The organism is Bacillus sp. FSL K6-6038, assembly GCF_038050455.1.
Taxonomy (GTDB): Bacteria; Bacillota; Bacilli; order Bacillales; family Bacillaceae_G; genus Bacillus_A; species Bacillus_A pseudomycoides.
In genome coordinates this window covers 5,178,692-5,197,352 of the sequence record NZ_JBBOUH010000001.1, presented here as the reverse complement: position 1 = coordinate 5,197,352, position 18,661 = coordinate 5,178,692, and the positions used below count along the sequence as shown (strand labels likewise).

General features: G+C 37.4%; 18 protein-coding genes. 12 read left to right on the top strand and 6 right to left on the bottom strand.

The features are described from left to right. Positions 1–9 precede the first annotated feature (9 nt). The 3 genes from NSQ40_RS27320 (at position 10) to NSQ40_RS27310 (ending at position 3,395) form a co-directional block, all read left to right on the top strand. A complete protein-coding gene (locus NSQ40_RS27320; RefSeq protein ID WP_003202423.1) occupies positions 10–822 on the top strand; it encodes an ABC transporter ATP-binding protein in 813 nt (270 codons plus the stop codon). A 200-nt stretch (positions 823–1,022) separates the two neighbouring features. Continuing rightward, positions 1,023–1,964, top strand: a complete 942-nt coding sequence (locus tag NSQ40_RS27315; RefSeq protein WP_003202425.1) for an ABC transporter substrate-binding protein — start codon at positions 1,023–1,025, stop codon at positions 1,962–1,964. Between the two features lie 126 nt (positions 1,965–2,090). Continuing rightward, complete coding sequence (locus NSQ40_RS27310) at positions 2,091–3,395, top strand: HD domain-containing protein (RefSeq protein ID WP_016112734.1); 1,305 nt, start codon at positions 2,091–2,093, stop codon at positions 3,393–3,395. 41 nt (positions 3,396–3,436) lie between these two features. Here NSQ40_RS27310 and NSQ40_RS27305 read toward each other — a convergent pair whose 3' ends face one another. Further along, positions 3,437–3,622 carry a 2-hydroxymuconate tautomerase gene (locus NSQ40_RS27305; protein WP_001147172.1) on the bottom strand — a complete coding sequence of 62 codons (186 nt, stop codon included), beginning with the start codon at positions 3,620–3,622 and terminating at the stop codon, positions 3,437–3,439. Between the two features lie 112 nt (positions 3,623–3,734). Between NSQ40_RS27305 and NSQ40_RS27300 the strand changes: the two genes are divergently transcribed. Together NSQ40_RS27300 and NSQ40_RS27295 are read left to right on the top strand one after the other, a co-directional pair. After that, entirely contained in the window at positions 3,735–4,409 is a 675-nt protein-coding gene (locus NSQ40_RS27300) for a site-2 protease family protein (protein WP_003202430.1), read from the top strand. Between the two features lie 25 nt (positions 4,410–4,434). Next, positions 4,435–4,944 carry a YwhD family protein gene (locus NSQ40_RS27295; protein WP_003202432.1) on the top strand — a complete coding sequence of 170 codons (510 nt, stop codon included), beginning with the start codon at positions 4,435–4,437 and terminating at the stop codon, positions 4,942–4,944. A 142-nt stretch (positions 4,945–5,086) separates the two neighbouring features. On the opposite strand, the gene NSQ40_RS27290 is transcribed toward NSQ40_RS27295, so the two are convergent. After that, a complete protein-coding gene (locus tag NSQ40_RS27290; protein WP_033796599.1) occupies positions 5,087–7,138 on the bottom strand; it encodes a transglycosylase domain-containing protein in 2,052 nt (683 codons plus the stop codon). Between the two features lie 85 nt (positions 7,139–7,223). After that, positions 7,224–7,949, bottom strand: a complete 726-nt coding sequence (locus tag NSQ40_RS27285) for a glycerophosphodiester phosphodiesterase (protein WP_003209250.1) — start codon at positions 7,947–7,949, stop codon at positions 7,224–7,226. A gap of 151 nt (positions 7,950–8,100) precedes the next feature. Here NSQ40_RS27285 and NSQ40_RS27280 point away from each other — a divergent pair, with 151 nt between their 5' ends. The 4 genes from NSQ40_RS27280 to speB all read left to right on the top strand — a co-directional run bounded on the left by NSQ40_RS27280 (position 8,101) and on the right by speB (position 11,882). Then, entirely contained in the window at positions 8,101–8,508 is a 408-nt protein-coding gene (locus NSQ40_RS27280) for a MerR family transcriptional regulator (protein WP_016112729.1), read from the top strand. Between the two features lie 5 nt (positions 8,509–8,513). Then, on the top strand, positions 8,514–9,677 hold the full coding sequence (locus NSQ40_RS27275) for an MFS transporter (RefSeq protein ID WP_033796598.1): 1,164 nt from the start codon (positions 8,514–8,516) through the stop codon (positions 9,675–9,677). Positions 9,678–9,863: 186 nt separating this feature from the next. Then, a complete protein-coding gene (speE, locus tag NSQ40_RS27270) occupies positions 9,864–10,691 on the top strand; it encodes a spermidine synthase (RefSeq protein ID WP_003202439.1) in 828 nt (275 codons plus the stop codon). 318 nt (positions 10,692–11,009) lie between these two features. Beyond that, on the top strand, positions 11,010–11,882 hold the full coding sequence (speB, locus tag NSQ40_RS27265) for an agmatinase (RefSeq protein ID WP_003209245.1): 873 nt from the start codon (positions 11,010–11,012) through the stop codon (positions 11,880–11,882). A 138-nt stretch (positions 11,883–12,020) separates the two neighbouring features. Here speB and NSQ40_RS27260 read toward each other — a convergent pair whose 3' ends face one another. Both NSQ40_RS27260 and NSQ40_RS27255 read right to left on the bottom strand, forming a co-directional pair. Next, positions 12,021–12,167, bottom strand: coding sequence for a hypothetical protein (locus NSQ40_RS27260; RefSeq protein WP_155896280.1), 147 nt, complete (start codon positions 12,165–12,167; stop codon positions 12,021–12,023). A 73-nt stretch (positions 12,168–12,240) separates the two neighbouring features. Further along, positions 12,241–13,278 (bottom strand): PTS sugar transporter subunit IIC, encoded by a 1,038-nt coding sequence (locus NSQ40_RS27255; protein ID WP_003209243.1) that lies wholly within the window; start codon positions 13,276–13,278, stop codon positions 12,241–12,243. 225 nt (positions 13,279–13,503) lie between these two features. Here NSQ40_RS27255 and NSQ40_RS27250 point away from each other — a divergent pair, with 225 nt between their 5' ends. Beyond that, positions 13,504–13,866 (top strand): YxeA family protein, encoded by a 363-nt coding sequence (locus NSQ40_RS27250; RefSeq protein WP_018764896.1) that lies wholly within the window; start codon positions 13,504–13,506, stop codon positions 13,864–13,866. A gap of 26 nt (positions 13,867–13,892) precedes the next feature. Here NSQ40_RS27250 and NSQ40_RS27245 read toward each other — a convergent pair whose 3' ends face one another. After that, a complete protein-coding gene (locus NSQ40_RS27245) occupies positions 13,893–14,879 on the bottom strand; it encodes a S66 family peptidase (protein WP_003202447.1) in 987 nt (328 codons plus the stop codon). Positions 14,880–15,082: 203 nt separating this feature from the next. Here NSQ40_RS27245 and NSQ40_RS27240 point away from each other — a divergent pair, with 203 nt between their 5' ends. Together NSQ40_RS27240 and argS are read left to right on the top strand one after the other, a co-directional pair. Continuing rightward, positions 15,083–15,520 carry a DUF1934 domain-containing protein gene (locus NSQ40_RS27240; protein WP_016112723.1) on the top strand — a complete coding sequence of 146 codons (438 nt, stop codon included), beginning with the start codon at positions 15,083–15,085 and terminating at the stop codon, positions 15,518–15,520. Further along, entirely contained in the window at positions 15,520–17,190 is a 1,671-nt protein-coding gene (argS, locus tag NSQ40_RS27235; RefSeq protein ID WP_003202452.1) for an arginine--tRNA ligase, read from the top strand. Before NSQ40_RS27240 ends, argS begins: the two co-directional genes overlap by 1 nt. Positions 17,191–18,661 lie beyond the last annotated feature (1,471 nt).

Sequence of the window (18,661 nt, the reverse complement as noted above, 5' to 3'; positions counted from 1 at the left end):
GCATTTTGTATGGCAACTTTAGCGGTTGATTCGGTATCTGTTGGTTATAATGAAGGATTAATTATTGATGGATTGTCAGTTGAAATTCCAGAAGGGAAAATTACAACAATTATTGGGCCGAATGGATGCGGAAAATCCACATTGTTAAAAACAGCTTCTCGTATTTTGAAAGCAAAACGAGGTACTGTTTACCTAGATGGAAAAGCAATTGAGAAACAGCCAACAAAAGAAATCGCAAAGAAAATGGCGATTTTGCCACAAACTGCAGAAGTGCCAACTGGTCTTACTGTGTTTGAACTTGTTTCTTATGGCCGTTTCCCTCATCAAAAAGGGTTTGGCACGTTGAAGGAAGAAGATTATCGCTACATCCACTGGGCACTTGAGGTAACAGGGATGACAGAATTTGCGAATCGTTCAGCAGAAGCCTTATCGGGTGGTCAACGTCAACGCGTTTGGATTGCAATGGCTCTTGCGCAAGGTACGGATTTACTCGTACTAGACGAACCAACTACATACTTAGATATGGCTCACCAACTGGAAGTATTAAATTTATTAAAAAAATTAAATCAAGAAGAAGGCCGCACAATTGTCATGGTTATTCACGATTTAAACCATGCTTCTCGTTTTTCAGATCATATGGTTGCTTTGAAAGCTGGTAAGTTAATGAAGCAAGGGACACCAGATGAAGTAATGACAAGTGAAACGCTTCGCAATGTGTTTGAAATAGAAGCACAAATTGTTCCATGTCCTGTAAACTGTAAACCAATTTGTTTAACATACGATTTAATGATGATTAATAATCAGTTACGTGAGAAAGCATAGATGGAATCTTCCCCTCTTACTTTGATAGAGGGGAGGGATTCTAATGGACGTTGAGCTTCTCATTTGAGCTGGGAAGTTGAACGCCCGTTAGAACGGGTTACATATAACGATTAATAAATATATATTAATAAATTGTTGGTTGTAGTTTCTTATAGTGATATGTAGCTTATAAGAGAAATACATCCAGAAGGAGTGGGAATATGAAGAAATTCAAAGCGACGTTACTAGCAATGGTACTAGTAGTTACTTCTGTACTATTTGCAGCTTGTTCTTCTGATAAGAAAGAAGAAAAGAAAGCAGATACGAAAGTTGAAGAGCGCACTGTACAACATGCAAAAGGGGAAATTAAAATTCCTGCAAATCCAAAGAAAATTGCTGACCTTAGTGGTTCAACAGAAGAATTATTAATCTTTGGAATGAAACCAATCATTACTGCAAATACGTCTCAAGAGAAAATCGATGCACATATTGCAGATAAATTAAAAGATGTAAAACCAGTTGGCTCTGCATGGGGCGATAAAATTAACATTGAAGCAGTAGCTGCTGCAAAACCAGATTTAATTCTTGTGAACAACCGCCAAGAAAAAATTTATGATCAATTATCTAAAATTGCACCAACAGTTATGTTAAAAACTCCATTAGATCAATGGCGTCCCAAGTTTGAAGAACTAGGTAAAATCTTCGGTAAAGAAAAAGAAACAACTGCATGGTTCAAGGAATATGATGAAAAAGCAAGTAAATTACACGATAAAATCGTTGCAAAAACTGGTGATGCGAAGTTCATGAAGATGGCTGCATATCCAAATGCATTCCGTGTATATGGTGACTACGGTTACGGCAGCGTACTCTTTAAAGATTTAAAATTACCAGCTGTTCAAGGTACACCAACTGATAAACCGCTAGTACAAGTACAAAAAGAAGCTTTAATTGATTACAACCCAGACTACTTATTCGTATTTACAACTGGTGATGGTTCTCAGCGCTTAAAAGAATTCCAAGAAGAAACAATTTGGAAAAACATGAACGCTGTTAAGAACAACCACGTATTCACAATCAAAAACGAAGACCTAAACAAAGGGTACTTCCCACTTGGTAAAGAAATGATCTTAGACGAAATTGCTGAGTTTGTTTTAGGAAAATAATATATACAGAAAAATCACTTTCGTTTTGGCGAAGGTGATTTTCTATATATAGGGGAATTTTATGCATTTCTATAGTCTTTCGTTTATAATAAAGATAAGAATGTAGTAAGGAAGGAGGGTGTCGATATGGTATATTTAAACGACAAACTCAGCGAAACAAAAGTGTTTAAAGACCCAGTACATAAATATGTACACGTGCGTGATCGCGTAATTTGGGATTTAATCGGAACGAAGGAATTTCAACGTTTGCGCCGTATTAAGCAGCTTGGAACGACATTTTTTACATTTCATGGTGCGGAACATAGTCGCTTTACTCATTCATTAGGTGTATATGAGATTATTCGTCGTATGATTGATGATGTGTTTGATGGCAGACCAAATTGGAATGCAGAAGATAGATTGTTATGTTTATGTGCAGCGCTCTTGCATGATGTTGGACATGGTCCGTTCTCACACTCCTTTGAAAAAGTTTTTTCATTAGATCATGAGAAGTTCACACAAAAAATTATTGTTGGTGATACGGAAATCAATGATGTACTCGGCCGCGTAGACCGAGAGTTTCCACAAAAAGTAGCAGATGTTATTGCGAAAACGTCTGATAATAAATTAGCAATTAGTATGATCTCTAGTCAAATTGATGCAGATCGTATGGATTATTTATTAAGAGATGCCTATTTTACTGGTGTGAAGTACGGGAATTTTGATATGGAACGTATATTGCGTGTCATGCGCCCATACGGAAATCAAGTAGTAATTAAAAATAGCGGTATGCACGCTGTTGAGCATTATATTATGAGTCGCTATCAAATGTACTGGCAAGTGTATTTCCATCCGGTAACGCGCAGTGCAGAAGTTATTTTAACAAAGATTTTACACCGTGCGAAAACATTGCATGAGCAGTATTATACATTTAAGTATCATCCTGTTCATTTCTATTCTTTATTTGAAGAAGAGGTAACAGTAGAGGATTATTTAAAGCTAGACGAGAATGTAATGTATTATTATTTCCAGGTATGGCAAGATGAAGATGACCAAATTCTAAGTGATTTATGTCGCCGTTTTATGAACCGAAATCTCTTTAAATATGTAGAATTTACAGAGAATCATGGTTTAGATAATTGGATGGAATTAAGTAGTTTATTTAAAAAGATTGGACTCGATCCAGAGTACTATTTAGTTGTTGATTCAACATCGGACTTACCGTATGACTTTTACCGTGCCGGAGAAGAAGAAGAGCGGCTTCCAATCTTGCTTCTTATGCCAAATGGAGATCTCAGAGAGCTTTCGCGTGAATCTGATATTGTAGAAGCGATTACTGGTAAGAAGAGAAGGGATCAAAAACTTTTCTATCCGCATGATTTAATCTATGAAGATGGAAGAAAAGGAAAATATAAAGAGAAAATTATTGAGTTATTAGAAGGAAAGAAATAAGAAGCAGTCATAGGACTGCTTCTTAGTAAAGAAAACTGAAATTATTTGTCGCTTAAGCGTTTTCCGCCAACTGCATAATGATTTTTAGACATTTCTTCGATGAAAACAACGATGTTTTCTTCTGGAGCACCAGTTGTTTCGCTTACTGCTGTTGTTACTTTCTCAGCAAGAGCTTTCTTTTGTTCTTCTGTGCGTCCTTCTAGCATTTTCACTGTTACGTATGGCATGTACAATCGCTCCTTTTATGTAAGTTACAATCTTATTATAACGGATTCTAAGGAAGAACAATCGAAAAAACAAATATTTTCTTTTTTTGACATAATGAAGAGGAGATGAAGTATGGATCAGTTATTTAGATATCCACTGCACCAAATTCCACTGGTAGCAATGGCTATTATTATCGCGTTGTCTATGCATGAATTTGCACATGCATATGTTGCATATAAGTTTGGTGATGATACAGCGAAAAGGCAGGGGCGTTTAACTTTATCACCAATGTCTCATTTAGACCCGATCGGAATGATTGCAGTATTAATTCTTGGGTTCGGTTGGGCACGTCCGGTACCTGTTAACCCTTATAACTTTAAAAGACCACGTCTTGCTGGTGTACTAGTTTCTATTGCAGGACCGATTAGTAACCTAATCTTAAGTGCTATCGGTTTAATCATTTGGTACAGTTTGTTAAGGTTTGGAGTACTAGATGCCATCCCATTTGCGGTGGCAGATACATTAGGTCAATTCTTCCAAATTTTTATTGTTCTTAATATCGTTTTATTTGTTTTCAACTTATTACCGATTCCACCGCTGGATGGATATCGTGTAATTGAAGACTTAGCACCGGCAAATGTTCGTGCGAAAATGACGCAATATGAGAAATATGGAGCAATTGCTTTATTGATTCTTGTTATTACACCGCTTGACCGTTATACAATTCAACCAATTTTCAGTGTAGTAATCCCGCACGTACTAGGATTTTTACAAAGTATTATTGCACCTATATTTGGGCTAATGTAATACATGAGTGAGGAGGAGTTTACATATGACAGAGAAAAAGAAAAAAATTGGTTTTAATATTGTGAAGAATGATTCAACAGATGGGCATGGTGGCTTTGGTGTTGGGGCGTTAAGTTTAGAAAATATTTCACCTGTTTTTGTAGATGTATTAGAGCAAACTGCATTTGTTGATATTGGTGCGATGCATGCGCGTAGTACTGTGGAAAAAGGGATTAAGTTTTTAACAAATAAAGATGAAGTTCCAAATGGAAAACCGTATTGGCTTGTGTGGGTAACAATTGAGAGAACGGCAAAAGGTGCTTACTATGCAGGTGTAACAGCTTGTGAGATGACAGTTGATCGTGAAATTCGCCGTGGTTATAAATCACTTCCAGAGCATGTAAACAAGATGGATAAATCATTAAAACGTTACATCATGGTTGACCATATGGATGAACCATCTAAGAAGGTGCTTGGTACATTCTTAAAAGAGCATAATGAAGCAATTTGGAACGAGTCTAGTGAAGAATTGCGTCATGCATTATTAGGAGAATAATTTTAAGGCTACCAGGAGAAATTCTGGTAGCCTTTGGTGTTTTTGGGGTATGGTAGTATTTCTCTTTATGTCGTATATTGTCGGAACGTCGATATGTTGTGTCGAAGCACCGATATATTGATGCTACAAATACGATAAGTATTTACCATGGAAAGTATTTTTTCCACCAGCTCTCTTTTTTCTTCTCTTTGCTAGCCTTCTCGAATTCTTCTTTATCATCAATATGATCCATGCAATATTCAGTCGGTTCTGTTCCTTTTGCAAAATACATTTTCACGGAAACTGGACAGCCTTTCGTTGCGATTTTTCCATTTTCAGGATTGATATTTACAGCAATAATATCACTTGGTTGCTTGAATTCCTTTTTAGGCTGACCCTCTAGTCCTTTTTCCATCGCAATAGCCCATATTTTTTTTGCGTAGCCTTGTTCTGCCGGGTTTGTGATGGATTTTGGCTGATCGTATCCGACCCATACACCTGTTACTATTTGCGGAGTGAAGCCGATCATCCAGCTATCTGTTTCTGTGGAACCAGATTTTCCTGCATACGTACGTGATAGTTTTGGAAGCAGGGATTGTCCTGTAACAGAAGCATACCCACTTAGTTTTTTATTGAACATTCCTGTCATCATTTCTTCCATTACAAACGTATTATTTTTATCGAGCACTTGTTTACTTTCTAAATGTGCATCATATAAAATATTCCCTTCATGATCGACAACGCGGCGAATAAAGGTTGGTTTTACTTGTTTTCCCCCATTGGCAAACATACTGTACGCACCTACCATTTCAATTGGTTTTACAGGAGACGTACCAAGGGCAAGGGATGGTACATCTTTTAATGAACTTATAATCCCAAATTGTTTAGCGGTTTTTGCTAAAGAGTCCTCTCCTAAAAATAAATGTGTTTTCACGGCATATACGTTATCTGATACTGCAAGGGCTTGCGCCATCGTCACAAAATCATCGGCATAGTAGTCTTTATAATTTTTCGGTTTATATTTAGAAACACCGTCTCCTAATGTAAATACTGTATATTCGCTTTTTAAGCGAGTCGCTGGTGTAAATCCTTTTTCGAGTGCAGCATAATATAAAAAAGGTTTAAAGGTGGATCCTGGTTGGCGAGATGCCTGAATCGCTCGGTTAAATTGACTTTCTTTATAATCTTTTCCACCAACAAGAGCTGCTACTTCTCCTGTTTTCGGATTCATTGAGACAAGAGCCGTTTGTATATTAGTTGTTTCTGGAATCGTATCTTTTACAGATTGCTCGGCTATTGTTTGTAGTTTTGGGTCTAGTGTTGTGTAAATATGGAATCCACCGCGCTGTAATGTTTGCTCATCGAGTCCAATATCATGCAGGAGAGAGGAGTGTACAGCGTGTTGGAAATAAGGTGCTATTTCTGCGACTTCTTTTGTTTCTAATGAAGCAAATGTAAGCTTTTCCTTTTTGGCAGAGGAAGATTGCCCTTTCGTAATATAGCCCTGCTCTACCATTTCATCTAAAATGATTGATTGTCTTGTTTTTGCTCGTTCCTCCTTTAAATAGGGAGAATATACGCTAGGGCCTTTTGGGATACCAGCTAACATACTAGCCTCTGCTAATGTTAAGTCACTAGCAGATTTATTAAAGTAAAGACGGGAAGCGGCTTCAATACCATAAGCGCCGTGTCCGTAATAAATCGTATTTAAATATCCTTCTAAAATATGATTCTTGCTGTAATTAACCTCAAGACGAATGGTATATATTGCTTCTAACGCTTTTCGTTTCCAAGTTTTATCATGATCTAAATATAGATTGCGGGCATATTGCTGCGTAATCGTACTAGCACCTTGGACCTTTGCCATTGCTTTTATATCTGCAATGATTGCACCAGCAATTCTTTTTATATCGAAGCCATGGTGATCATAGAATCGTTGGTCTTCAATAGAGAGTGTCGCTTCTCTCACATAAGGAGAGATTTGGTCGAGAGATACGTTATAGCGCTTTTGCATCCCGTTGCTTTGTCCTATTACAGTATCATCATTGGCATAAAAGGTGCTCGTTTGCGGGACAGCGATGGGAGGCGGCCCCATAATCTTTGCTACTATGATGATGATAAAAAACGAAAAAACGAAAAAAAGAACACATGAAAAAAGTGCGGTGAAGAAAAGACGTTTATATTTTTTCAGTTTTGGATTCACAGTTTGATCCATCTTTTTCATCCCCTCATCGTATACTTTTATTAGTATTGAGGGTTTTTTCGTATTTTAAACACAAAATGAAAAAGAGCCCTTTCAATTAAGAAAGAAGCTCAAAAGCGCGCATTGGCCAATCCGTAATAATTACATCTACACCGTAATCGATCATTGTTTGTAAGTCTTTATTTTCATTGATTGTATAGGGACGGAAAACATAGCCTTGCTGCTGTGCAGTTTGCACAAATTCTTTTGTTAGTAACTGAAAATTTGGGTGTAATCCGGACGCCTCCCTTTTCTTGGCTTCAGCAATTGGATCACTGAGTGGTTCATCGTATAAAATAGCTCTTGGAATTTCAGGTGCAATTTCCGCGAGTAGGGAAACGGAATCATGGTTAAAAGATGAGAATATAATTTGGTTTGAAAGATGATATTCACGAACGAGGTCGGCAACCTTTTCTTCGATACCTGGATAGTGGATTACGTCTGTTTTTAATTCAATATTAAGTTGTAAATTTGTCGTAGAGAGCCAAATGAATACTTCGCGTAAGGTTGGAATCTTTGCTTCATGAAAAGAAGGGCTTTTATGGCTACCAGCATCAAGAGACTGTAATTCCACTACTGTTTTTTCAGAAACTAGTCCAATTCCATTTGTCGTACGATCAACAGTTTCATCGTGAATCACAACAAGCTCACCATCTTTCGAAAGGTGAACATCAAGTTCGATGCCATGGGCACCAATACGTTCTGCTTCTTGAAAAGCAATCATTGTATTCTCTGGATGTGTTCCTTTAACTCCGCGATGGGCAAAAATAAGTGGTTTTTTCATCTGAAAATCTCCTTATGAGTTCATTTCTTCCATTATGAAACTGCGGTGAGAAAAATACAATCTATATGCCAAACATTTACAAAAGTATAACAGTTGCATAAAAGTTAACGTTAACGTAAAATGTAATAATGTGATGAGAGGAGGAGTAAACATGTATAAGATCGATGAGGTAACGAAGCAAGTTGGATTAACCAAACGTACACTTCGTTATTATGAGGAAATTGGTTTAATTCATCCGCCGGAGCGTAGCGAAGGGAATATTCGTCTTTATACAGATGAAGATATTGTACGTATTAAAAAGATTGTAGAAGCGAAAGAAGTATTAGGAATCACACTTCAAGAAATGCAGCATTTCTTATCATTAAAAGAACGCATGGAACAAAGACGAAATAGTGACAATCCACGTGACCGTGAAGTGATTCAAGAAATTAAGGATATGCTTGAGAACCAAGTGCAAACGCTGGATACAAAAATGAAACAAATGGAGCGCGTGAAAGCAGAATTAGAGAATAGTTTAGGGCGTGCACGTAAATTCTTGGAGGACACAAAAGGAGAGTAATGAATATGGAGAGCAAACAAAAATTGGGGAGATTGATTACAGTGCTGGCTACTTTCCTTGCCTTTTCAGGCATCGGAGTAGTTGATCCTATTTTGCCGATTATCGCTGAGAAGATAGGGGCAACGCATTGGCAAGTGGAGATGTTATTTACAGCTTATATTTTAACGATGGCAATTATGATGCTACCGGCTGGTTTATTCGCAGCACGGTTTGGTGATAAGAGAATGATGACAATTGGTTTATCAATTGTAACTGTATTTGCTTTTATATGTGGTATATCACAAACGATTGCCCAGTTATCTCTTTTCCGTGCTGGCTGGGGGCTAGGTAATGCGATGTTTTTTGCAACAGCGATGACATTATTAATTGCTCTTAGTAAAGAAGTACATGAAGCGGTTGGTTTATATGAAGCTGCGATTGGTTTAGGGATGGCCGGTGGACCATTATTAGGAGGACTACTAGGTGGACATTCTTGGCGTTACCCATTTTTTGCGACAAGTCTTTTAATTTTATTAGCATTTATTCTTGTTTTCTTTTTTGTAAAAGAGCCGGAGCGAAAAGTACAGAGAAAAGCAGCTGGAGTGGCGGAATTACTTAACCTTATTAAGTATAAACCGTTTATGCAAGGTGCAATTTCAGGTATGTTATATTATTACGGATTTTTCGTTGTATTAGCATATTCACCACTTATTATGCATTTATCGGCAATTCAGTTAGGTTTCGTATTTTGCGGTTGGGGACTTGCTTTAGCATATGGATCTGCCATATTGGCGCATAAATTAGAAGGGAAATATGAACCGAAAGCATTGTTACGATTTAGCTTACTTGTATTTGCAATTCTGCTAATCGCATTATTTTTTGTTAAAGTTATGTGGTTACAAATTGTTCTTATCGTCTTATCTGGATTAGCATCGGGACTAAATAACGCTTTATATACAAGCTATGTCATGGATATTTCACCTTATGAAAGATCTATTACGTCCGGTGTATACAATTTCGTTCGTTGGCTTGGCGGGGCAATTGCACCAATTTTATCAGGAATTATCGGCCATGCGATTTCACCGCAAAGTCCATTTTTAGTTGGGGGAATTGTTGTATTAGTTGGTTGTGTTATGATTTTGATTCCTGTTCGAGAAGGTTCTAAATTAGAATCAGAAACCCTTTCTTAAGAAAGGGTTTTCTTTGTTGTTAAATATAGTGTTTAAATAATATATGAATAAAAATACTTTTACCAAAATATATTTTCGGTATTTTTGTACTTTTAACTATACATTTTGTATGTTTTGTTTTATTTTTGTTAGGGGACATTAATGATGTCCCTATTATAAATTTGCAATGAAAGGCGTGATTGTACGATGGAACTATGGTTCACTGAAAAACAAACAAAACATTTTGGAATTACGGCGCGTATTAACCGCACATTACATACGGAGCAAACAGAATTTCAAAAGCTTGATATGGTTGAGACAGAAGAGTTCGGAAACATGCTTATTTTAGATGGCATGGTTATGACAACAGAGAAGGACGAGTTTGTGTATCACGAAATGGTGGCACACGTACCTTTATTTACACATCCAAACCCTGAGAACGTATTAGTTGTTGGCGGTGGTGATGGTGGTGTAATCCGTGAAGTATTAAAGCACCCAAGCGTAAAGAAAGCAACACTTGTTGAAATCGACGGTAAAGTAATCGAGTACTCTAAACAGTACTTACCATCAATTGCAGGTGCGTTAGATAACGAGCGTGTTGAAGTAAAAGTAGGAGACGGTTTCCTACACATCGCAGAAAGCGAAAATGAGTACGATGTAATTATGGTTGACTCTACAGAGCCAGTAGGACCAGCAGTAAACTTATTTACAAAAGGATTCTACGCTGGAATTTCAAAAGCGTTAAAAGCAGATGGGATTTTCGTTGCTCAAACGGATAACCCTTGGTTTACACCAGAATTAATTTCAACTGTGTTTAAAGACGTAAAAGAAATCTTCCCAATTACACGTTTATACACAGCGAATATCCCAACATACCCAAGTGGAATGTGGACATTTACAATTGGATCTAAAGAATATGACCCGTTAGAAGTAAGCGAAGAGCGTTTCCACGAAATCGAAACGAAATATTACACAAAAGAACTGCATAAAGCAGCATTCGTATTACCGAAGTTTGTTGGAGACTTAATTAAATAATAATTAAAAGCGGAAGCGGCTCGTTCAGAATGGGAGGGGGATGGAGCTTCAGACGTAGAGGCGTCTTTTACCCTCGTAGGAAGAAGCGAAGCCACCGAGCGTTCTAGCCGCTGTAGCTGGACAAAAGAAAAGCGGAAGCAGCTCATTCAAGGTGTGCGATAGAACGGACATGCTAGCTGCTGACGCTATTATAATAAAATAATCTTCTATCGCTAAAAGAAGATTGAGGTAAATCGAGAAAGAGGAGTGTAGCACTCCAAATTTGAGAAATAATGAAAGGTTGGGATACCTTAAGTTCCACATAAGGAGGAAAAGAATATGCGTTTTGATGAAGCTTATTCAGGTAAAGTATTTATTAAAAGTCATCCAAGTTTTGAAGATGCAGAGGCAGTAATTTATGGGATGCCAATGGATTGGACAGTAAGTTACCGTCCAGGCTCTCGTTTTGGTCCTGCACGTATTCGTGAAGTATCGATTGGACTAGAAGAGTACAGTCCATATTTAGATCGTGAACTAGAAGATGTAAAATATTTTGATGCTGGTGATATTCCGCTACCATTCGGAAATCCACAACGCAGTATAGACATGATTGAAGAATATGTAACAAAACTATTAGATGCCGGTAAGTTTCCACTAGGTCTTGGCGGTGAGCACCTAGTGTCTTGGCCAATTTTTAAGGCAATGGCAAAAAAATATCCGGATTTAGCAATCATTCATATGGATGCTCATACTGATTTGCGTGAGTCATATGAAGGGGAGCCTTTATCTCACTCTACACCCATCCGTAAAGTGTGCGATTTAATTGGTCCGGAAAACGTATATTCTTTCGGAATTCGTTCTGGAATGAAAGAAGAATTCGAATGGGCAAAAGAAGTGGGCATGAATCTATACAAATTTGACGTATTAGAACCGTTGAAAGAAGTATTACCAAAGCTTGCAGGACGCCCAGTTTATGTCACAATTGACATTGACGTGTTAGATCCAGCACATGCTCCTGGAACAGGAACACTAGAAGCTGGTGGTATCACATCTAAAGAATTATTAGATTCCATCGTAGCAATTGCAAATTCAAATATAAAAGTAGTTGGAGCAGACTTAGTAGAAGTAGCTCCAGTCTATGATCATAGTGATCAAACACCAATCGCAGCAAGCAAATTCGTGCGGGAAATGCTTCTTGGTTGGGTGAAGTAAAAGCGGAGGCAGTTTGCTCAGAATCGCAGGTCATTGGAGCACTCGACCGAGAAGCGCTTTTGGCTTCGACCGAGAGTGTGAAATGGCCAGAGATTCTAGCTGGCGCAGCTGGATGAAGTAAAAGCGGAAGCGGCTCGTTCAGAATGGGAGGGGATGGAGCTTCTGACGTAGAGGCATTTTTGCCTCGTAGGAAGAAGCGAAGCCACCGAGCATTCTAGCCGCTGTAGCTGGATAAAGTAAAAGCGGAAGCCGGCTCGCAGCATCCATATATCGACGCTTCTGCAAAATTCGACATCCGTTTACAAAACGTATAAGAAAAAAGGAGCTAGTCCCACCTGATGGAACTAGCTCCTTTTTCTTATGCAACTTTTTCTTCCGAAGCGATTCCGCGAATTTCATCAGCGGAACGAATTGGATACTTACGGAAAATAATTGTTCCGATATAACCAATAATTGTGGTCACGATTCCACATAATATAGCTGCAATGGCTACTTTCATTACATCGTTGAACCCAAAGAGAACAAGGAGTCCTGGAATTGGTGATGCTGTACCGGGGGCATTGTTCACAAGTTGGAATAAGGATGTAATAATACCAGCAAGTGCACCACCAACGAAGTTTGTCGTATAGATTGGAATGGGATTTGCTGCTACGACATCGGCCTGTGTTAATGGTTCAATTGCTACAGCAATTGTATCTTTCTTTGAACAGATCTTTAAACGTTTAAAGAAAATAAAATTCATTGGAGCAGAGGCTGCTACTGCAAGACTACCAATAGCCATTGGTAAACCTGTTAATCCAAGCATAGCAGTTAGCGCCATGGAGCTTAAAGGAGATGTAGAAATAACTGTTATGAGTCCGCCAAGCATAATTCCCATAATAATTGGGCTTTCTGTGGTTGCGATTGAAATAATAGAGCCGATTTTTCCAAGTGTAGCATTTACAACGGGGTCCATAAGCATAGCCATTCCGCGAGAAAGTGGTGCTGCAACGAATAAAATGGCAAGAAATTCCACACCAGCTGGCAATTTCTTTTCTAGAAATTTAACGACAAAGGCGCATACATATCCAGCAAAAAATCCTGGTAAAATACCAAATCCACTAGTGGCGATACCGATTAAAACAGCATATACAGGAGATACACCAATTGCGAGTGCTACTAAAATAGCAGCCGCGACACCGCTCATACTACCGGAAGCTTGTCCAACCGATTGTAAAAAGTTGTTATGAAACATTTCGCCGCCGATATATCGATGAAATGCTTCAATAAGAAAGCTTGCGATTGCAGCATTGGCCAGGGCCCCCATTGCTTTCATTCCGTAAGGAGCACGAAAGCTAAACAGTGTAAAAAGAAAAAGTACAACGAGTAGTAGTGCTAAACCTTGCAAGATAGCCATTTGAAAAATGTCCCCTTTTTAATTTTGTTTATAAAAATTTGTATTATTCAATAATAATACAAAAGTTGTTTAAACGGAAAATTTTTTTATTGGGAAAATACTGCGAGCGCTTTCCTTACAATAGTGTAAGGAAAGTGTAATACATTTCAATAGTATATAGTATGCCCTTATCTGTATAATACAGATATAAATATGTGACTGATAAGAATAAACAGGAGGCCATATATGAAATTGGTAATAAAAGTGTTAGTCGTCTTTGCCATTCTTTTAGGTGGTACGGCATATTATTTACAATCAAAAACAGAAGGTGTAGAGGCTTTTGTCGATAACTTCTTTTCAAATAAAGAAATACAAGATTATTACGCAGTTATAAATAAGGGTGAGAAAATAGACGATGAATATTTGTATACATTCAAAGGGTATACAGAGGATGGAAAGCAACAAACGATTAAAAAGATCATGAATCGTCAGCTACATTCAGGTGCTTTTATAAAAATTTATGCTAAGGGCATGCAAGGAAAAGGCTGGGCTGAAATTTCAAAAGAAGAAATTCCAGAAAAAGCCTTAAAACAATTACAGAAAGTGTAAAAGGAGCGAATTGTTCGCTCCTTTTTTTAATGTTTTAAAATTGTAATCGATGTGTTTGTTTGAGTAGAAACAATTTCTACACGTCCGCCAATTGGGAAAGTGAAGATTGGAGTTGTATGACCAAAGTTGGCATTTGCAATTACAGGAATGTGGGAAAGCTCTTGTTTTGAATAAATCATTTCTTGAATATCTTCTATGACAGCTTCAGAACCTTTTTGTAGTCTTCCAATTACAATGCCTTTTATATGTTCAAAATCTGGTTGTTGGATGAGAGAGTGTAAGTAACGATCAAAAGTCTTAACTGTAGCTTTTCCTGTAAGAGCATCTTCTTCTAAAAATAATATTTTATCTCGTAAGCTCGGCATATATGCTGTGCCTTGTAGTAAATTAAAGGTACTCATATTACCGCCAATAATTTCGCCAACTATTTCACCTTCATGTAAGGAAATATAACCTTCATTTTGGAAGAAAGTGCGATTTTCTTGGTCCATATACCAAGAGTCATCGCTCCACGTTTCAGCAGGTTGTATTTCTATTGGCTCTTCAGAAGTCATGCATTTTAAAAAGTAATCTATCGTATAATCGAGCCCTTTCTCCATTCCAAAAGAAGAAAAGTGAGGACCTGAATATGTAATAAGACCAGTCTTTGCATAAATTGCATTGCCTAGAGCTGTAATATCAGAATAACCACATAAAATTTTTGGATTGCTACGAATTAAGTCGTAATTTATATGGTTTAGTAGCCCATTGGAATTATATCCTCCAAGTGTTGTTAAGATTGCTTTTACATTGGAGTCTGCGAAAGCTTCATGGAGGTCTTGAACTCGAGAAGAAACGGAAGAAGAAGCAAAACGATCAATTTCTTCAGCGTTTTTTGAAAATGTAACACGAAATCCCATATCTGCTATTCGTTTCATAGCAAGCTCACGATTATAATCTGAGACAATACTTAAACTACAAGAAGGTGAAATGACTCGAATTTCATCACCTTGTTTTAACTTTGGTGGTATCATTTGGAGCACTCCTTTTAATGAAAGAAAATTTAGATTTAAAAGACATTTTATCATAGGAGATAGATCTTTATAAATTGTTTTTTTGAAACAGGGTTTTCCTGATTTTTCAGCAGACAGACATAGGTTTTTTTTGATATGATAGGAAAAGTGATTTATTATAAAGTTTATTTAATATCTATAACATATTGAAAGGTGTGCAAGACGTGGAGAAACAACTTGCAGGCTTGCCAGTACACGTTCATTTCGTAACAGAAATCCGTGAAGGGGCACGAAAGGAGACCGTTGCTTTTGAGGCAAATGGTCAATACTATGTAAAAGGTCAAGGTACATATGTAACGTTTCAAGAGCCGAACGAACAAGGCGAAGTAAAGACAATCATTAAAATTCAAGGTGAACAAGTTCTCATTATGCGTTCAGGTGCTGTTTCTATGCGTCAGACGCATGCGAAAGGTGAATGGACAACTGGTACGTATACGAGTGAACTTGGTACGTTTGCATTGCAAACGAAAACTGATAACGTTCTTTTTAAATGGTCGGACGAGAAGAAAAAAGGACAACTCTTTTTAACGTACGCATTGCTTCTAAGTGAACAAGAAGCGGGCCGATATACAATTACGATTAATTTGAAGGAGGCAAAATAATGAACTCTTTAGAACAAGTAAAAGAATTGATTAAAGAAGAAATTAAAGCTGCCGTATTAAAAGCAGAGTTAGCAACAGAAGAACAAATTCCAAACGTTGTATTAGAATCTCCAAAAGATAAAACGCATGGTGATTTTTCTACAAACATGGCGATGCAGCTTGCACGCGTAGCAAAAAAAGCTCCTCGTATGATTGCAGAGGAATTAATTGCAAACTTCGATAAAGCAAAAGCTTCTATTGAAAAGATTGAAATTGCTGGTCCTGGTTTTATTAACTTCTATATGGATAATAGCTATTTAACAGACTTAATTCCGGTAATTGTTACAGCTGGCACGAATTATGGTGAAACAAACACTGGTAAAGGTGAAAAAGTACAAGTTGAGTTCGTATCTGCAAACCCAACAGGTGACCTTCACTTAGGACATGCACGTGGTGCGGCAGTAGGTGACACATTATGCAACGTATTAGCAAAAGCAGGATACGATGTATCTCGTGAATACTACATTAATGACGCTGGTAACCAAATTCATAATTTAGCGCTTTCTGTCGAAGCTCGTTACATGCAAGCATTAGGGCTAGAAAAAGAAATGCCAGAAGATGGATACCATGGTGCGGATATCATCGGAATCGGACAACGCTTAGCTGAGGAGTTTGGCGATCGTTATGCAAAAGCTGATGAGAAAGAAAGCTATGAATTCTACCGTGAGTACGGTTTGAAATACGAATTAGCAAAACTTCAAAAAGACTTAGAAAGCTTCCGTGTTAAGTTTGACGTATGGTTCTCTGAAACATCACTATACAAAAATGGAAAAATTGATCAAGCTCTTGCGGTATTAAAAGAGCGCGATGAAATATTTGAAGAAGACGGAGCAACTTGGTTCCGTTCTATGACTTATGGTGATGATAAAAACCGCGTATTAATTAAAAATGATGGTTCTTACACATACTTAACGCCAGATATCGCGTATCACCGTGATAAATTAGAGCGTGGATTTGATAAATTAATCAACATTTGGGGCGCTGACCACCACGGTTACATTCCTCGTATGAAAGCAGCGATTCAAGCGCTTGGTTACGATAAAGAGACGTTAGAAGTAGAAATCATCCAAATGGTACAACTATACCAAAACGGTGAAAAAGTAAAAATGAGTAAGCGTACAGGTAAAGCTGTTACACTTCGTGAGCTAATGGAAGAAGTAGGCGTGGACGCAATGCGTTACTTCTTTGCAATGCGCAGCGGTGACTCTCACTTAGACTTTGATATGGATTTAGCGGTATCAAAATCTAACGAAAACCCTGTATACTATGCACAATATGCTCATGCACGTGTATGCAGTATCCTTCGTCAAGGTGAAGAACTTGGATTAACTGCAGGTGGAGATATCAATTACAAACTTGTTGCTTCTGAAAAAGAAGTAGACTTACTGAAAAAACTGGGTGAATTCCCAGCAGCAGTTGCAGAAGCAGCGCAAAAACGTCTGCCACACCGCATTACAAACTATGCGTTTGAATTAGCAGCAGCGCTTCATAGCTTCTACAATGCAGAAAAAGTATTAAACCCAGATAACTTAGAATTAAGTAAAGCTCGTTACGACTTAATGCGTGCAGTACGCATTACACTTCAAAATGCATTAGCATTAGTTGGTGTATCTGCACCTGAGAAAATGTAATAGGCAAAAGAAAAGATGCTTATTTTTGTTTAAAAGTGATATACAGGTTGATATAAAAACATCTGATCAGTCTATAGACTGATTAGATGGCAAAGAAAGCAGACCATCGAAAAGCCGTATGGGGGAGAACCTCACGTACGGCTTGATGAGGGGAAGCAGGGCAGAAAAAGAGATGGCAAAGCTATCTCTTTTTCTGTTTCAGTTTTCTACTCTAAATATATGTTATGGTGATGAAGTGAAAATAGAAAAACATCAATTAACTATTGATTTTTTAGAACAATTCTAGAATAATAGGTTGTCGGGGGTAAAATTATCAAAAAGCTATACATGTAGTATTAGTAGATGAAATGTTACCAGTAAATGGTGTGATTGTTGTAAATGGTGTTGTTACAACTATGCCGAATACTAAACTAACACTTCATCTAACCAAGTATCTACACAATTAGTAATTAATCTTGAAAACTTCCAACCTAGTCAAAAAACTAGGGATTTTATGTCTAAAATAGTACATATAGTCCAACTAAAGTTTTCATGATTTGATAAAAATAATGAAAGGATATAAATCTCTCGATTTTGATATTATCATCACTTATATATATAAATCTCTCGATATTAAAATGTAATGTCGCCCTAGAAAAGCTAACTCTTCTTAGCGAGTAAGTGAAATGTATGTATAAGTTCATTTTAATTCTTCGACATAGCCATAGATCCATTAGGCAAATTACTTTTTCTCGACACTCATTTATAGACTCCAAAAATGAAAAGGCTGAATTTCATATTTCTGCACGATTCACATGAAATTAGTTGCCCAGTACACTCTTTTTTATTTACCCCCAAATTCGTTCCACTGTATTCAGATTTGGAGAATATGACTTTTATCTTCATAGGCAAAATACTTCGTCTGGAGCATTTTTAATCATATAGCGTTTATATTGGAACATTTCTTGTCTGATTGTTTCGGTGTGTAGTTCAGTTGTGCAACGAAACATAAAACGTTTTAACATATGGCTAATTTCACTTCGACTCATGATGACAGAAAACGAAGACATATCTTCAATGACATCCTTTAGAATACGAGTATCCTAGCACGTTTCAAAGCCATAACTCTCTTCGGCCGGGGTGCTAAATTCGATTATACGCTGTACTTCTTGTTATTCTTTATGAGGATAATTATGGGGGTTGACCAAATGCATATTTGCTGTGAAGTAGCTCGTCTATACTTCCTCACACTAAAATTTTTTGCGTATAGAGCAATCGTTTGCGCTAGATATGAAGAAATTTAGGAAACTCTACGGCATAATAAGACGAATGACTGTCATGAGTTTTATCGTGAATGCTTGTTGAATTGTCTTCTCCTGACTCTGAAGTTGTTCTATGGCCCATTCATGTGTATTTGTAATTGGAATTCCTTTATCAAAGTTTGTCCTTTCCCTTATCTATTTTTGGTAAACAATATAGACCAGAAATAACA